This is a genomic window from Paenibacillus sp. NRS-1760 (genome assembly GCF_050467785.1).
Lineage (GTDB): Bacteria > Bacillota > Bacilli > Paenibacillales > Paenibacillaceae > Pristimantibacillus.
The window spans coordinates 1,020,889-1,036,743 of record NZ_JBITPK010000014.1 but is presented as its reverse complement, the minus strand read 5'-3'; the positions used below and the strand labels follow the sequence as shown (position 1 = coordinate 1,036,743).

At 40.9% G+C, this 15,855-nt stretch carries 14 protein-coding genes and 1 pseudogene; 4 read left to right on the top strand and 11 right to left on the bottom strand.

Translation table 11 applies throughout. From position 1 onward, the window contains the following. Window positions 1–420: 420 nt before the first annotated feature. Window positions 421–1,467, bottom strand: a complete 1,047-nt coding sequence (locus tag ACIFSR_RS23850; protein ID WP_339204122.1) for a YheC/YheD family protein — start codon at window positions 1,465–1,467, stop codon at window positions 421–423. Between the two features lie 195 nt (window positions 1,468–1,662). Here ACIFSR_RS23850 and ACIFSR_RS23845 point away from each other — a divergent pair, with 195 nt between their 5' ends. Next, window positions 1,663–2,574 carry a collagen-like triple helix repeat-containing protein gene (locus ACIFSR_RS23845; protein WP_430060378.1) on the top strand — a complete coding sequence of 304 codons (912 nt, stop codon included), beginning with the start codon at window positions 1,663–1,665 and terminating at the stop codon, window positions 2,572–2,574. Between the two features lie 590 nt (window positions 2,575–3,164). On the opposite strand, the gene ACIFSR_RS23840 is transcribed toward ACIFSR_RS23845, so the two are convergent. The 5 genes and pseudogenes from ACIFSR_RS23840 to ACIFSR_RS23820 form a co-directional block, all read right to left on the bottom strand. Continuing rightward, the gene (locus tag ACIFSR_RS23840; RefSeq protein ID WP_430060475.1) at window positions 3,165–3,491 is read right to left on the bottom strand and encodes a hypothetical protein; all 327 of its coding nucleotides are present in this window, start codon (window positions 3,489–3,491) and stop codon (window positions 3,165–3,167) included. A gap of 186 nt (window positions 3,492–3,677) precedes the next feature. Then, window positions 3,678–3,851 (bottom strand): annotated as a pseudogene (locus ACIFSR_RS23835) (IS110 family transposase); the annotation flags it as partial. A gap of 904 nt (window positions 3,852–4,755) precedes the next feature. Continuing rightward, window positions 4,756–5,853, bottom strand: a complete 1,098-nt coding sequence (locus tag ACIFSR_RS23830; protein WP_430060376.1) for an L-dopachrome tautomerase-related protein — start codon at window positions 5,851–5,853, stop codon at window positions 4,756–4,758. 107 nt (window positions 5,854–5,960) lie between these two features. Continuing rightward, window positions 5,961–6,170, bottom strand: coding sequence for a hypothetical protein (locus ACIFSR_RS23825; RefSeq protein WP_430060373.1), 210 nt, complete (start codon window positions 6,168–6,170; stop codon window positions 5,961–5,963). A 633-nt stretch (window positions 6,171–6,803) separates the two neighbouring features. Continuing rightward, window positions 6,804–8,114: an amidohydrolase family protein gene (locus ACIFSR_RS23820; protein ID WP_339204150.1), complete on the bottom strand. Its 1,311-nt coding sequence runs from the start codon at window positions 8,112–8,114 to the stop codon at window positions 6,804–6,806. 157 nt (window positions 8,115–8,271) lie between these two features. Between ACIFSR_RS23820 and ACIFSR_RS23815 the strand changes: the two genes are divergently transcribed. Together ACIFSR_RS23815 and ACIFSR_RS23810 are read left to right on the top strand one after the other, a co-directional pair. Continuing rightward, window positions 8,272–8,700 (top strand): MarR family winged helix-turn-helix transcriptional regulator, encoded by a 429-nt coding sequence (locus ACIFSR_RS23815; RefSeq protein WP_339204151.1) that lies wholly within the window; start codon window positions 8,272–8,274, stop codon window positions 8,698–8,700. 983 nt (window positions 8,701–9,683) lie between these two features. Continuing rightward, a complete protein-coding gene (locus ACIFSR_RS23810) occupies window positions 9,684–9,851 on the top strand; it encodes a glycine zipper domain-containing protein (protein WP_430060472.1) in 168 nt (55 codons plus the stop codon). Window positions 9,852–10,661: 810 nt separating this feature from the next. On the opposite strand, the gene ACIFSR_RS23805 is transcribed toward ACIFSR_RS23810, so the two are convergent. The 3 genes from ACIFSR_RS23805 to ACIFSR_RS23795 all read right to left on the bottom strand — a co-directional run bounded on the left by ACIFSR_RS23805 (window position 10,662) and on the right by ACIFSR_RS23795 (window position 12,961). After that, the gene (locus tag ACIFSR_RS23805) at window positions 10,662–11,213 is read right to left on the bottom strand and encodes a hypothetical protein (RefSeq protein WP_430060369.1); all 552 of its coding nucleotides are present in this window, start codon (window positions 11,211–11,213) and stop codon (window positions 10,662–10,664) included. A gap of 134 nt (window positions 11,214–11,347) precedes the next feature. Continuing rightward, window positions 11,348–11,836 carry a DinB family protein gene (locus ACIFSR_RS23800; RefSeq protein ID WP_430060366.1) on the bottom strand — a complete coding sequence of 163 codons (489 nt, stop codon included), beginning with the start codon at window positions 11,834–11,836 and terminating at the stop codon, window positions 11,348–11,350. Between the two features lie 234 nt (window positions 11,837–12,070). Next, window positions 12,071–12,961, bottom strand: a complete 891-nt coding sequence (locus ACIFSR_RS23795; protein ID WP_339204154.1) for a LysR family transcriptional regulator — start codon at window positions 12,959–12,961, stop codon at window positions 12,071–12,073. A 99-nt stretch (window positions 12,962–13,060) separates the two neighbouring features. Here ACIFSR_RS23795 and ACIFSR_RS23790 point away from each other — a divergent pair, with 99 nt between their 5' ends. Beyond that, window positions 13,061–13,954, top strand: a complete 894-nt coding sequence (locus tag ACIFSR_RS23790) for a DMT family transporter (protein ID WP_339209714.1) — start codon at window positions 13,061–13,063, stop codon at window positions 13,952–13,954. A gap of 607 nt (window positions 13,955–14,561) precedes the next feature. On the opposite strand, the gene ACIFSR_RS23785 is transcribed toward ACIFSR_RS23790, so the two are convergent. Beyond that, the gene (locus tag ACIFSR_RS23785; RefSeq protein ID WP_339204155.1) at window positions 14,562–15,419 is read right to left on the bottom strand and encodes an aldo/keto reductase; all 858 of its coding nucleotides are present in this window, start codon (window positions 15,417–15,419) and stop codon (window positions 14,562–14,564) included. 15 nt (window positions 15,420–15,434) lie between these two features. Then, window positions 15,435–15,776, bottom strand: a complete 342-nt coding sequence (locus tag ACIFSR_RS23780; RefSeq protein WP_339204157.1) for an ArsR/SmtB family transcription factor — start codon at window positions 15,774–15,776, stop codon at window positions 15,435–15,437. Window positions 15,777–15,855: the final 79 nt, after the last annotated feature.

Below are 15,855 nucleotides of genomic sequence, written 5' to 3'. Positions count from 1 at the left end.
AATGGATAGTATTCACCACAATCCTATGATTGGCATCAGGTAACCTTAGACGATCTAATCTGAACGGTCCAGCGCCATCCAATGCAAATGTTTGTTTTATTTCATCACAAACATTACGTTCGTTTTCATACTTGATAGCTGAATAAGCTGCCGAATTATCGGCGGCAGCCTGTTATTATTGTACTGTCGTTATCTGTTAGATCAAGGGCATTGGTTGAATGAGAAAATTGTTCAGCGAATCATAAATCTCTTTCAGCTTGTGTTGCCAAGGTAGCCGATCTTTTTGTAAAAGATTGATCCTAAGAGAGTTGAATAGACACCTCATTACATACTACAAATCCATAAAAAAATCACAGTTCATACATAGGTTTAGCGAAATCGAGTGCGAAACATGTGTATTTTGAAAAAACTTATTATCTCTCAAGAACGAGAGAGATAATAAGCATATTCCAATGGTCTACTATAAATTAGATTTTTGTGTTTAAAACGCTTATGGTCTTTGTATATATTTTTTTGTGGTTTTCCGTTAAGTTCAATAATCCATAGCTTACTTTGTTCGTCTAATGCGAAATCCACACTCAATTCTCCCAATGAACCCATATGAGCTTCTGCTTCTTGCGCAGCCGTAATGCTTAACTCATGGAGAGATTGGAAAATCTCATCTATTTTGTCCTGACAAAATAAAAAGGGGAGAATTTCTCCAGCATTAAAGATGAATTCACACATACTCGTGTTGAAATAATGTTCATAGGCCACTCTGCATGCAATGTTGGAAACCGTCCACTCCCCCAATATATCTTTTTGAACAAGGACACGAATATCAAAATATCGGTGATTAAGCTGCTGAATACAAATCCCCTGCTGAACCATGTAGTTCTCTGAGCCGAGAAGCTCATCCAGTTTTTCCTGATAGCTTTCATTTTTTCTGCATATATACCTCGGAGCCAAACAATGCAAAGAAATATTGACATCCCCATGAGTCATTTGTTCAAGCCGGTATACAGACTTCCCCTTAAACCCATAAGTAGGCTTAATATATATGACATGATATTTCTCTAGTAGTTCTGATACATTTGCTTGTTCGTATAAAAATGTGTCTGGTACATAAGGTTTAAGCTCTGACTGTTTTAATAAGTTGTAAAGGCCCCATTTATTGAAAAAGTTGATATTATTGAAGCATTTGTTTTTGCCGATCACTTTTTCAAGACGTTGTATCGTTATTGTTTTTTTGTTAAAGCAGCGGTTATAGACGACATGAGGAAAAGCGAAAGAGCTTTGTTTCCATACGCCCTTATTCATGCTGAGTCCGTTAATGCGTTGTTTCTCCCAAATAATATCCGCCGGAGTAAAGACGAATAGCTTTAAGTTTAAATGATCATATCGCTGATAAAGCTTCAAAACACTCTTTCTATTGCTTCTTTTGGCTACTAAAATCCCTACTAATGGCCGTTTCTCCAATCTCTTCACTCCTTGGCCTTCGATCTCTTTTATTATCTAATGCCAGCACAGACTTAATGGTATGGGACAATAACACAGCAGAGCATTTATTCAGCGTATATACTGGCTCTATTAGCCTTTTTTTCAGTTTGATAGGTACCTGCTGTGATTCTCTTAATAGGCTTTTAATATGATGGATAAGTCTAATAAAAAGGAGATGAGATTATGGGTAGATGTAATTGTCCTCCTGGACCTCCCGGACCTGAAGGACCGCGCGGGCCCCAAGGACCTCCAGCAGAAGGACAACAATTACTTCAAGCACTTGCAGGAGCAATCGGGGCAGCTGGACCAGCGGGACTTGCAGGAACACTTGGACCAGCTGGATTAGCAGGACTTGCAGGAGCAATCGGAGCAGCGGGACCAGCGGGACTTGCGGGACTTGCAGGAGCACTTGGTGCAGCTGGACTTGCAGGACCAACTGGAGCGACAGGTGCGACAGGTGCAATAGGACCAGCTGGTTCATCAGGGTTGCCAGGACCTCAAGGTCAACCTGGTCAGATAGGGCCAACTGGATCAACTGGACCAGCCGGAGCTGGAGGATTAATTCCATTTTCAACTGGGATCATCCTTAGTGGTGCTACAGTAGTATCCGCTGCTCCAATTTTAATGGGTTTTGGTAATCACACGGTCGAAGTTATTGACGGTTCTGGGGAATCAACTATGCCACCCGAAGCAGGTGGTTTTGCTTTCCCAATTCCCTTTGCGGGTACCGTTCAAAATTTACAAATAAGTGTAGATCTATTGGTTGCTTCTGTCGTTTCTATAAATACTCTCGGTCTTCAATATGATTTCACAGTATTCCGCGCTTCGTCCGTTCCTAATAATGGGATTGATCATAGTACTTCAGCTTACTTGACAACTCCATTAACTAGTTCAGTTAGATTCGGATTTCCGAATAATATTATTACAGCTGGTACTTTCCGAACCGCAACGAATATTAATGTTGGGGGATCGTTAGTAGTTGCAGCAGGAGATCGAATTGGTATTCGTATAAGGACACTTATGTCGACGGATCCCTCAGCAGCAGATATCACCCAACTCTCATTTAGCGCTAGTCTATCTTATACTCCTTCTTAATAGCCACATAATTTACTGAATTAATCCGGTCGTTAGTTGAGTATAGGGCTGCCACACGGCAGCCCTTTGCATTGAACTATCGTTACCAATCCCTCGGTTTTAAGGGTTTATCTCACATATACTCACTCATTCGCAGGATTTCATCACCTTGAATTAGGTCAATTTTAAGAAACAGCTCAGGTGATACCCGTTGAGGTGGTGGGCTGGGCATGCGGAAATAGAGGAACTATTAGGAAATATTCCCCAGGTAGTTTCTACTGCACGCATACTCCACAATCCCTTGGAGGTTCACCCTCCCAAATCTCAACGGGTCACTGCCCTTACATTCCTTCGTTATACCTGTCCAAGGTGTGGAGACCGATAGCGTTTAGCGGATGGGTCTGAGCCCTTATGGGTAACGAACTCGGTCCTCCGTGCTTTCTTTTTGAAATCCTGCGAATGAGTCAATATACGTGATTTCTACTTAATTTAAGCTGCTTCTGCCCATGCAAGGACGGTTTTCTCTGGCGTGAACTTTTCTCCTCGTTGTATAATACCAACTAGAATTCGTGCCAGCTTTCCTATTAACTTAAATATGGATTGCTGCTTTTTCATCTTCTTTTCTTGCACATTATGCTCATGCAGATGGCGGAACACGGGGTTATTCCAAACGAGCTGAACCGTCGCGAGATAGAGATATTCTTCCCGAGACCTTTTATGGTGCGAAGCTGCTGTGCCATAGGAATCTCAGAAAGCAGAGCTTCGATGTCCTCTTCAATCTGTTCAAGCATGGTGGTAACTCGTTCATATTCTTCAATGAGCCGTATTAAATCTGCCTTCGATTCTTCTACAGCGGTTCGATCTCCGACACTGCGTTTAGCATGCGCGATGAGCTGTGCAGCCTTCTCAATCCCCGTAGAACCCCCCGCGCGCTGCATATGGGCTCTCCAAGCTTTGATTACATCCGGTACTGCATACGTCTCCAAATCCTGTGGGCAAGGGAATATCTTGAGGGTCGCCAATGACCGCTTACAGGTCCAGTCTTTGAATACCGATGGATATTCAGGAAAACGGATGTCGAGCCAACGCACAATGCGGTTCTGCAGTCGAACACTGTTCGCGACCCAGAATTCTCGGTCACTCATTATGGTCCGTAAGCGTTGAAACACAAGCGATTGTCGCGTGTACTCATAGTAGAAGCCCCGACTTACTGAATCTGCGATGACAAGTGCATCTTTGGGGTCGTTCTTTGATGGACTGTTATCTCGATTTTCTTTATTTCGCGTTATTTTGAACATTATTGCCGTTAGTTTAATGAAATTTGAAGGCCACCGCAGCGCCTGGTATTACGGATACAACATTACTCTAATAAGGATAACGGTTTGGAGAAATACTATAGGGATAACACAGGAGGTGAACTATAAAATGAGTACTAAATCCAAACCAGATAAAAACAACCCAAAGAATAGCCCGTCACGATCTAACGACCCGAACGATCAAGGAAAACCTAGAGTGCAAAATAATGCGAAGTAAAGCTGACATGCTCAGATAATTATTATGAAAGCATCAACAAACCTGGTCTACATGACCGGGTTCTTTATTCAGGGATTTTTTCCGCATATTGAAATGACCTCCTAAAGTAAGTATAGTTTTTCTTTAAGGAGTATATCTCCTAATGAACATTCCGTCCTGACACCGTATTTCTTCCATAGCCGGAGACTTCAGAGAATAAAATGTTCTCCGTGTCAAAAATCCAACAATACAATAAGGGCGGATACTGTCTAGGCAGATCACAAAGAAGTGCTCCTGATCGGCATCCTCAAGAAAGTGCCGTAGGATTTGGCTACATATACTGAGGTAAAGAGGATGGTGGACTCGCGGACCAACTTGAGGTTGAAAATACTAACCCGTTTCGCGGGAACTTTCTTTTCGTAGTGGTTTGCCGAGAAGAACACAAGTTGTTGATTAGCTTGTGTCATACGTTGTTCGCTCCTGGTTAGAATTAAAGATCCCCTACTCCATAAGCGGAATAGGGGATTTATTTTGGGATCAGCTCGGCCAGCCAAGAATCAATTTCAAGGTCTAACAACAGCCTCTTTATAATAGGGCAGTTGCGGAATCAATACAATTTTACAAAAATATAATATTAACTGACAAAATAGGCAGCTCCTGATGAGGGATATCTACCTTCGTTTATAATTATTATGAAAAGGTAGGAGCAGGGAATTCATCAATTCTCATACGAAGTAAACTATATGGTTTTTCCCGCAGGTCTCTTCCATAATGAAATCTCGCCTGCCGATGTAATTGATTCACAATGACATATAAGTATTGATCGGGGCCAATCGAAAAAGTATCAGGCCATAAAATTCTCGGGTCATGTGCGATGGTTTCCATTGTACCATTCGGCAATATCTTTCGGATACTGTTGTTTTCATAGTCTCCCGCATAAACGGTGCCGTTTGCGCCGGTGATCATTCCATCAGACGCACCTTTTTCCCCCCAATACTGAACATATTGGGATAAATTCATGTCCTGTATCCTTCTATCTCTTAGGGCTTCTGTTGAGATTGAGAACAGTTGACGGCTGGTTAGCGGAGCATAAAATAAAACCTTTCCATCAGGAGAAATCGCTAAACTATCGGAAGCCAATCTAAATGGGGAAGTCGAGCCGTCCGGGTTTCGATTCATCAAAATTTCACCTTCTACTTTCGGTAAAAAATAGGGATCAGGTGAAGTTGATATTGCCCCATTTAACCGTCTAAACGCGTTCCCATTTTCTAAATCTACGACGATAATAGCTCCTGGCCCTCTGGAAGAAGAATCCGTTATATATGCATAGCCTGCTCTTCCAACACGAAAATCCAAACGGACATCATTCAGATAAGTTGTTGGCAAGACAACATTTTCTGTAAAGGTATATACTCTTCTTATTGTATTCGTGCTTAAATCAACAGCAACTAATTTTGCTCCCCCTTGGATAGGTTCAGAAAAATTTGGTGCCCCTGTATCTAGTACCCAAAGTATTCCTCTCCCATCAGCAAAGATACTTTGGACACTAACGAAAGACATAATAATATTACCAGTATTAACCGAATTTACTTCTAAACTGGGATAAGGCTGCATTTCACCCTCAACAATTTCCGCCACAGTAAATTTAACGTCGTCTCCCCATTTCGGAAAGCAAACAAAAATACGGCCGGATTCGGAAACGCTGACACCTGTAGGCATAGCCCCATAAAAAGCATGCACCAGTTCAAACTGTCCAAAATATTTTTCCTTAGGTAACATAGGTTGCATGATATCCTCCTTATCAAATCCGAACGGATATCAACTATATATGATGAATTTTTTTTGTAATGCCTGGTTCTTGATAAATTTTTCTATCGTGATGAATGCTGTGGGTTTCAACTTCCCATTATTAATGCTAGGAAGATATTTTTCCTCGCCTTGCTTGTACCTTGCTGCTTTATTGTTAGGTCTACTACATAATATGGTGGAACAAATAACCAACCATGCCCAGCACGCATATTATCATGAACATCTACAGACCAAAAATGCTTTCGTTGAATTTTTGATTCTTCTGGAAATTCAATGCTCAATGAACCAAGTACCATATAATTACATATCCTTTCCTCCTCTAAAATGCGAGAAAGAGTCGATGAAATATCAATACAAGCCCCAAGACGACCGTCCCTAACTAACACTCTTTGTTCAATAGTTCTGCTATTATTGGTAATTTCACTCTGACATTCTGTAAATAGTTAGGGTCATCATAAAAACCAACCTTGTCGATTTTAATTCTATTTGCGAGGAAGTCCTTCTCAATTGTATTAAAAGCCTCGTTATTTTTAGTCATGTAAACCTCCGATTTTTTAGGAACATATTAAATCTCTTTTTCTCTGACCTTACTGAATAGCTCCGTTACTACCCTATGCTTATATCCTTCAGCCACCTCAAAATATTTACTAGTTCTAGTCACCTTATAAATTATGCTCATCCTTCTTCCAATTCTATAATGATTGAACGATCTGTTCCTCGTTAGGATTCCTTAGTTGATGAGAACTACATAGGCCACGCAGACCGGAAATAACCGCCCTCTTCATTCGCTTAGCATGTCGAGGGCGGTGAATGTATTATATGGTTTGTAGGGGCGGTCGGATAATTATTTCGTTTACACTGGCATCCTCTGGTTCGTTAATGGCGTATGAAATCCCTCTAACGACATTTTACGGGGATATCGACTCTGGTTAACATAGTTGTTGCACACCTTTGAACCACACAGATTTGATCGACAAGGTATCCGAGATGTTGGTTGTCGGATCACCGGTTACTAGTATAAGGTCAGCGCGCGCACCTTCGGCAATACGGCCGCGATCGATAAGGCCAAAGCAACGGGCCGGTTTCGCTGTTGCCGACTGAAGCGCTTCTATCGGTGTGAACCCTGCCTTCACCAGCAATTGCATTTCATGATGGACGCTGGCTCCATGAGCAAGGCCGCCAAGATTAGGAACGGGAACAGGCGCGACATCCGTCCCTACTAGAATATCAACTCCGGCATGGTGAAGGTCCATCACATTCTTAAAACTGTTCTCCATATTGCCTTGCGGAAACGTATTGAAGCTTGAGTTCAAAATATTGATCCAATCCGGACTTAATTTGGAATGAACACGCGGATCATTCGCCAATTCCGATGCCGGATTTCCAATAATAGATGAATTTAACACCAAGCACGGTGTAACAAAAGCGCCTGAATCCGCAATGGATTTGACTAACTCGGGCGTGTACTCGGGTCTGTCGATAAACAAGTGGCCCAAACCGTCGACTCCAAAATCGATGGCTTCTTGCGATGAATGAGCAGTCAAGACATGGGCGATGACCAGCTTATCGAACTTGTGGGCTTCTGTCACGGCTGTTTTTAGTATCTCTTCGCTCAATACAGGTAGGCCAGGTACACCCATGACCGTTCCTTCTTCAATCATGATCTTAATATAGTCGGCTCCATTCTCGACTTGGGTATTCACATGTTTAATCGCTTCTTCCACCGTCGTTACTTGCGGTATTTCTTCGTGATCGTGAGCGTATGCAGCTAACATCGCTTCCCGGTCTTCCTCCGATAACTTCTCTAGTTCCTTTAATACGAATTCCGGTATTTCATCTCCATCCGGCAGTAATTCATCTGGGTGTCCGCCCGGAGCGGTAATCGCTGTGCCAGCAGAACGGACATCTGCGATGTCATTCACATTTTTCAACTGAATCTCGCGCCCTCTTTTAGTAAAATCGCCGTTCATTTCGAGTTCTGTTGTCACGCCGAATTTTAAGGCATCTCGTAATCCGCCAATTGAGGTGTGGACATGTGAATCAATCAGACCAGGCATTAGAGTCGCATTTTCTCCATCGATAATCGTTGCATCGGCCGGAAGGTCTCCGCCCACTGAAATAATGGACTCCCCTTTAATGACAACATGTCTGGGCGCAATCATTTGATCTCCATCAAAAATTCGTATATTTGTAATCGCCGTAACTTGTTCTAATGCAGCATTTTGTGTTAGATTCTCCATTTGAATTCCTCCTAAGTGTTTTCTGTCTAACAATTCGGAGTATAACTGTTAGTTATCTAACTGTCAACAAACTAATGTTTGTTTGACAAGCCAATAGGATCGCTGTATAGTTTAGTTGCTTACAGTTAGGTTCCTAACAATCGCAGGGGGGACGATCATGCAATCCAAAAAGGATACGCCTTATCTGGATTTGTTTCAGATTATCGGTCTTAAGTTAAAGAAAAGAGCGGACGAGAGTATTAAAGAGCAGGGGTTAAACGCTCAACAAGGAAAATTAATCGATTACATTTACCAGAACCAAAATAATCATATTATTCAAAGGGACCTTGCCGATCGCTTTCATCTACGTGGTGCCAGCATTACAAGCATGCTTCAAGGTCTAGAGCAAAAAGGGTTCATCGAGCGCAAAATTCCGGCTAATAATGAACGACAAAAAAATATATATGTATTGCCAAAAGCGATTGAACTGATTGAAGACTTTCAAGACTCATTCCAAAAGGTGGAGGAAGAAATCGTTCAAGTCCTTACCGAGGAGGAAAAGCAAATCTTAAAGAAAATGTTGATTAAAATTAATGAACGCTTATAATAAAGGAAAAAACCTACTCGACGCCTACTTTCAAAGAAATACCGAAACGTCAGGGGATAAGTTATTACAGGAAATCAAAAGAATCATTGTTCCCAAGCGACACGATAGCTCAATTATGACAAAGAGGCAGCCGATCATAACGATCGGCTGCCTTTTCTATCAAAAGGAAAACGAACAATACAAAATGGTTTGGGTTAATTGAAAAAATGATTGTGGTTTTCCTCTTCATGAACAGCTAAGGTTCAATTTTTTTGACCAAAAGCTGTACTTCATGCTCTTGTACAGAAGAATAACTACTTCTGTTTTTTTCACACCTATCCCCTATTCAATAATTATGTCATTTAGCTTCCTTTTCCGCGCACGCTCGCCTTCCATTTGCTCGCTTAATTCTCGTATCTCGGTTCGAAAATAATTCAAGCCCTCAGCAGATAAAAAGGGAATTAAAGTCACGATTTTTTCATTGCAAAATTGGTTGTAATCGTTAAAATCTCTATGGGATTACTTAGAGATCGATGAGATGAAAATGATGCTGCGCAAAATAGTTAAAAAGATAATACTTAAAAAGAAGAATGTACAACCGGAAATTATCTGGAATCTTTAGTAAAGCTAGTTAATCAACTCGCGTTTTCTAAAGTAAAAGAAGGACTCCTAAGCAAGAAAGTCAAGAGAAGAGAATAGAATTTTAACCGAAGTTAGAAACTTCAAATATTGTGGCGATTATTGATGTATAGTTTTTTAACTTTTTCTAGATTGCAATTACTTCTAGGTTACAAAATAAATATGTCTCAATCCCCTAATATATCTATTTAAACATTATATTTACGAATCCTTTCAGACTAGTTAGGACATGTTATTCATTATGTTACGGTACATATGTAGCAGCTTTCATTAAAACGAAGGAGTGAAATTAGTTGACTAAAAGCTAAGAACTCAATCGAAATGATGATTTTGACCGAAATAATACCAATCAGGATGGTGCTGACATAGGAAAAGCTGTAGGAACCGCGGGTGGTGGTGCTTTAGGCGCTGTCGTAGGTTCTGCTTTTGGTCCTGTTGGAACTGTTGTTGGCGGTATCGTAGGCGCAGCGTTTGGCAATAAGACGGGGGAAGCTGCAGAAGATAACAAAGACGGATCACACCGAAAAGATTAACTCGTTAGTAGGTATTAGGTGCTATGCAATTTAGATTGTTTTTGATTTAATATTTCTTAGATAGTTACAATAAATAATACTTCACTCCCTAATGCTGCATTAAATTGTACCAGCGCTTCAGACAACTTACATGCAAAAGAATAAAATCCTGTATGCTCATATGCAGGGTTTTATTTTTATAATTGATAACTTTTCGTTATCTAATAGTTTTGAAAAACATTTTAACTATGTAAGCATTATATGGATTAACGAAAATGTCAAAATATCAATATCTCATCCTTGCCAAGATTATGGATTCTGACCAGGAAGGCGTCTACAAATATAATAATGATCGCATAATAGTGAGTGTAACAATAATGTAAACAGCCACACACTGGCAATACTGTGGTTGAAAGATCACGCTTCCACCGCGTATGGCGCCTTGCCATTTGAATGAATTGTAACTTGATTTCAATGACAATTAATATTGAGTATAAATTTAAGTTTTACTACAAAATATATAATTGTATTAAAATCAAAAACAGAGCGAGGTAATCAAATGAAAAGTCTTTTATTAATTGGCTTTATCAGCTGTTTAATGATGTTCAACTCAATTTCTGTATCAGCGGCAAATAACGTAAATACACCTGAACAGGAGCTTCATTACGATGTAAATCGCATAACTAATGACACTAAACATTTTATTGTTGATCATTGTCATATAACAGGGTTATGTGTACTCTTAAAACCGATTGAACTATTTTCAAAGCAAACTGCTCCTTATTTGTTGAACTATCGTACCCGTTAGTTCAAGAAAGGCAGCCTTTGTAATTAAATAGCACTAAGAAGATTACCGTCCTTATCATAATATTTATATTTAAATACAAGGGAACTATCCTTAGGTATATCAATCCATGTAACAGACTTTTGATTTACACTAAACTCTTGTTCAATTAACTGTTTATTTACTACCTCTAATTCCATTTTTGCAATATTATTATCCTGATTAGTCACAATCATAAATTTCAAATTGCTGGATTCATCTTTCGATTTGTGAATTAAGAATGTAGTAAATGATTGACCTGCTTGTTTTTCAATATTTCTCCATTCATAATTACCTTTTTGGTTTTTAGAAAATTGAATATATGCTGGATTATTATTTGATAAGAAGCCAACTATCCTTGCATCATTAATATCTTTAATCTCCAAAATCTCAACTGATTCATCTTCATAACCCTCAATAGACTTAATCACTTCTTGTATGGATTCTTTATCATTTCCATAAAGTACATTTGAACTGTTTGAAAAATAAATAACAATCATTGTAATCAAAATGACTGCGATTAAAACATATACTATTTTGTTTTTCTTTGATATATCCATATGCCGAATTCCCTCTTTCTAAGGAAACATTATAATATCTATTTTATTTCGCATAACTGCCCGTTAGTTGAATGAAGGCAGCCGTCATTTTGACCAGCTGCCTTTAGAAGTTGTTATTGAGCTAACGTGTCCCGTTAGCGTAACAACTGGGGTTTGATGAGATCTTTGCCAATAACATTTGCTGACACAGGCTTTTTGCCAACTTCTCTCGCCCAGACCGATAGTTGGCCAATATGGTGGATTTCATGTGCGATTATGTGACGCATTACTTCACCCCACGCATCGACGGCCATTTTCCCGTCCGGTTGGGAATCGTAAAATGGGCGAGTCTCCATACCTACGTCCCAGGAATGTACAAACGGTTGCACTTCACGCTGGAACGCTGCATCCAGGTTGCGGACTTTCTCCAAACTACTGTAACTTTCAAAACTTTCTTGAAAATCTGATTTTCCCTGCAGGGAACGAATCCAACTCCACTCCACATCGATAATGTGAAAAAGAGTATGCAAAATCCCTCCGACTCCACCTGTACGAATACGAAGCAGCTCCTCCTCCGGTACATCCTCACACCACCGGTACCATTCTTCCCTGACCAACCAATTGTAACGGAACATAATTTGCATGATATTCCTCCGCTTCTTTCACGATTTAATTTAAGCTTACTATTCTGTCGAACAAAGAACCTAATGTTGAATCGTCCTTCTCGTTATCTATATACTACCACTTATTGGAACTATTCTGACCGTTAACGTAATGAAGCAGCCGATCATTGTGGTCAACTGCTTCCGTGTTTTTATTGAACTATGTTTCCCGTTAGTTTTGTGAGATACGCTAATACTCTATGCAAAATTTGCACATTAGCGGTTCTGGTCGCCGGATAAATAAAGCTCCCTTGCGGTTTGCAGGAACAGCTTCACCCCGTGAGGAGCCTCCTTCAGAGACGGAACCGCCAATTGGATCTCTCTGAACGGCTGCGGTTTAATTGTCCGGACGCGGACATTAGGCGGTAGCACCGATAACGACAACGAAGTTGTCGATACGATCGCGACGCCCAGCCCTTCTTGAATCATGCTCAATGCCGTGGTTATGTTGTGGCCGTCATATTTGACGCGCAAAACGATTCCGAATTGCTGAAATAGCTCATAAATCGGCGTAACAAACCCGCCTTTGCATACAATCATAGGTTCATTGTCCAGATCGGTGATATGGATTTCTGGCCGACTTTGCAATGGATGATCGTCCCGAAGGAGCAGACACAACTCGTCTTTAAAGAACGGTATCCCTTCCAAATCACCGTTCGGTGGAATAATCCAGCCGACATCGATTATTCTAGAAGACAGCCATTCTTTAATCTCGTCAATAGTTCCTTCGTACAGTTCGAACGTCAGCCCGGGGTGCTTCTCCCCGATCACCTTTAATATTTTCGGCAAGAAGTGTGCGGACACAATCGGGAACGTCCCAATACGAACGGTGCCGACTTCAAACCCTTTCTCGGCCGTTACCTCCTGCTCCACCTTATTGTAGCCGTGCAAAATCTCTCTGAATATGACAATTAGGCGCTTCCCAATATCGGTGAGAATGATCCCTTTCTTTTTATCCCGAATCATGAGGATGACCCCCAATTCCGATTCAAGCGTGGAGATGGCTCGGCTTACCGCAGGCTGTGTCATATTCAATTGCTCCCCTGCTTTTGTGAAATTGCCGGTCTCTGCGATTTTCACGAATAACATCAGTTGAGAATGTGTCATAACAGTTTTGATATCACCTCTATAGAAAACACTCATTTCATTTATCTTAGGAGGAATTGTATCATGGTAAATACAAATCCACAACAGGAGCTGAAGAACATGATGCAACTTTCGCGAACACGTACTATTGTATATTTAACGTTTCTAGTTACAATGTGGGGGGTGAACTGGCCGCTTTCCAAATATGCGCTCGAATTCGCTCCGCCATTGCTTTTCGCCGGCTTGAGAATATTTATTGGGGGTCTCATATTACTTCCTTTCGCTTTACCCCGCTACAAGAAGCTTAATCTGAAGCATACTTGGCGCGTCTACCTAATCTCCGCATTGCTGAATATTATTCTCTTTTTCGTCTTTCAAACTTTCGGACTGAAAGCTATGCCAGCCGGACTGTTTTCGACGATCGTTTTCTTGCAGCCTGTTCTACTCGGCGTCGGCGCTTGGTTGTGGCTGGGCGAATCCATGACCAGTTTGAAAATGGTCGGTTTGATTCTCGGCTTTCTTGGAGTCGCTGTCGTCAGCGTAAGCGGAGGCTCCGGTAGTATTTCGACCGTCGGCATCCTGCTCGGTTTAGCCAGCACGATCACTTGGACGTTCGGTACCATCTATATAAAGAAAACCGCGACAAAGGTCGATGCCATTTGGTTGGTCACTGTTCAGATGATCTTTGGTGGAATCGTATTGTTGGTTGCGGGTTCTACCGTTGAAAGCTGGATGGATATCGTTTGGAATCTGTCATTCCTTTCGTCTTTGTCGATTATTTCGATTTTCTGTACAGCCTTGACCTGGCTCGTATTCTTTCTGCTTGTCGGATCGGGTGAAGCTGGCAAAGTCGGTTCATTTAATTTTCTAGTCCCTCTCATTGCGATCGTGACCAGTGTCCTTTTCTTGGGTGAAACGATCACTTCCAAACTGGTAGCGGGACTCGTTCTAATTATCGCAGGCATTGCACTGGTGAACCTCAAACTGAAATTTCTGCAAAAGGGGAACAAATGATACATGGGAAATTAGAAGGAGGGAAGAGAACGCGTATGACGGCCCGTTGTCGATAGAAAATAAAGTATTAGACTGGGTATCTTTATTCCACGCGGATTCACGATTGTAATAACGTCAGACATCATAAAGTAAGTTTTAGACTGGCCTCAGAAATTGAAACAGCGACAGCCAAGGATGAGAAAATAAAGTCCTAGACTGTCGCTGTTTCATTGAACTTACGTATCCCTTTAGCTTAACGATGTTTCAGCTAAGATTTTCTCAACTCCCTTACCGATCAGTAATTTTGCTACATCTTCATCTACTTGAATAGGGGATTCCCCAGTATAGATTTCACTAAGTATTATGGAACCGTCTGGTTTTCCTACCATTCCCGTTTAACAAGATCTGCTGTAGACTACGATCGATAATTTCCGACAAATGTTTTTGCTGTTCTCTACTTTATTAATCTTCTGCCATTGTGTCTGTAAGTCAACATGGGCGTTATATCGGTGAAAGTTCGGGAACAGGGGCTGATAAGCGTCTACCATAGCTAAGGGCAGCTGTATTCCTCTCAAATTCGTTCCTAACCTTAGAAAATGTAGACAATCTCATCATTCAAAATGAACCTTCACACAAACAGTTTCATAAGTTTAACGTATATTGGGTTCACCATATACCCAGTCGGGCTTACCGAATATCTTGACCCTGTTCCCAAACGATGAATTCTCTCCATTTCTTCATCGCTCAACTTGAAATCGAATATCTCACTATTATCCCTAATCCTTTTTGGATTAGAGGACTTAGGAATCACGATAACATCACGTTGTAGATGCCATCGCAGAATTATTTGGCCTACTGATTTTTTATGATTGTGAGCTATATCAATAAGCGTCGGATGCTTCAGGAGTTTCTTGTTTCCTTGTCCAAGGGGTCCCCAAGCCTCATGCAAGATTTGATGCTTAATCATATACTCGTGCAATTCGTTCTGCGGAAATTCAGGATGGGTCTCGATTTGATTGATCATCGGTGGAATTGTACTGTGCTTCATGAGGTTTTCTAGATGAAAAATTTCGAAATTCGCAACACCGATTACTTTAATCTTCTGATCTAAGTAAAGCTCCTCTATAGCCTTCCATGCTTCTGTATAATGAGGCCCGGCAAAATGAATTAAATACATGTCGAGATATGTAACGTTCAACTTCTTGCAAGTTTGTTCAAAAGCTTTTTTCGTTGCCCGATACCCAAGATCCGTTGTCCATACTTTAGAGGTTATGAAAAATTGTTCGCGAGGAATTCCGGATTTGAGTATTTCACGCCCCAAGGCTTCTTCGTTCCCATAGATTTTTGCGGTGTCAAAATGGCGATAACCGGCTTCGATCGCTTCGCCAATCGCGCTATCAAAGGGTTCTCCCTTAGCAATTTTATATACACCAAAACCTAATTGAGGAATTGGGACTCCATTAACTGCCTTAATAATCTTATTCAATTATTCCCCCCCTAATTAAGGATATTCTTTGCATTGTATAAGAGCGTTCTCGATTTCCTGTACCAATTTTTTTAATATTTTAAGCTTGCTTTGCATGTCTAGCCTATAGTAATTAATAGTACCTTCTTTAAGAACACTTATGATTTCAGCTTCCTTCAAAATCTTTAGATGATGAGATACAGCGGGGCGAGAAAGGTGTGTTTTTTCTCTAATCTCCCCTACACGCATTCCTGGGTGCTGCTGTCCTTGTATCAAGGTAATGAGAATGGCTTGCCGGGTTTCATCACCGATCGCAATCAAGACTTTTTGATTTTTTTTGAATTCACCGGCTAGATTTGACACAGTTCCTAACTGCATATTGTCACCCCTCACTTCCGTTCAAATGTTTAATTCTTTGGACAGTCAAAGCTTATCATTCTTTTATTGCAGCTGCCAT

Bases quoted from the DNA above. Each gene is read 5' to 3' on its own strand.
- ACIFSR_RS23825 (WP_430060373.1), bottom strand. From the start codon at position 6,170: ATGGTACTTGGTTCATTGAGCATTGAATTTCCAGAAGAATCAAAAATT.
- ACIFSR_RS23845 (WP_430060378.1), top strand. From the start codon at position 1,663: ATGGGTAGATGTAATTGTCCTCCTGGACCTCCCGGACCTGAAGGACCG.
- ACIFSR_RS23820 (WP_339204150.1), bottom strand. From the start codon at position 8,114: ATGGAGAATCTAACACAAAATGCTGCATTAGAACAAGTTACGGCGATT.
- ACIFSR_RS23830 (WP_430060376.1), bottom strand. From the start codon at position 5,853: ATGCAACCTATGTTACCTAAGGAAAAATATTTTGGACAGTTTGAACTG.
- ACIFSR_RS23780 (WP_339204157.1), bottom strand. From the start codon at position 15,776: ATGCAGTTAGGAACTGTGTCAAATCTAGCCGGTGAATTCAAAAAAAAT.
- ACIFSR_RS23795 (WP_339204154.1), bottom strand. From the start codon at position 12,961: ATGACACATTCTCAACTGATGTTATTCGTGAAAATCGCAGAGACCGGC.
- ACIFSR_RS23790 (WP_339209714.1), top strand. From the start codon at position 13,061: ATGATGCAACTTTCGCGAACACGTACTATTGTATATTTAACGTTTCTA.
- ACIFSR_RS23840 (WP_430060475.1), bottom strand. From the start codon at position 3,491: ATGCAGCGCGCGGGGGGTTCTACGGGGATTGAGAAGGCTGCACAGCTC.
- ACIFSR_RS23800 (WP_430060366.1), bottom strand. From the start codon at position 11,836: ATGCAAATTATGTTCCGTTACAATTGGTTGGTCAGGGAAGAATGGTAC.
- ACIFSR_RS23805 (WP_430060369.1), bottom strand. From the start codon at position 11,213: ATGGATATATCAAAGAAAAACAAAATAGTATATGTTTTAATCGCAGTC.
- ACIFSR_RS23815 (WP_339204151.1), top strand. From the start codon at position 8,272: ATGCAATCCAAAAAGGATACGCCTTATCTGGATTTGTTTCAGATTATC.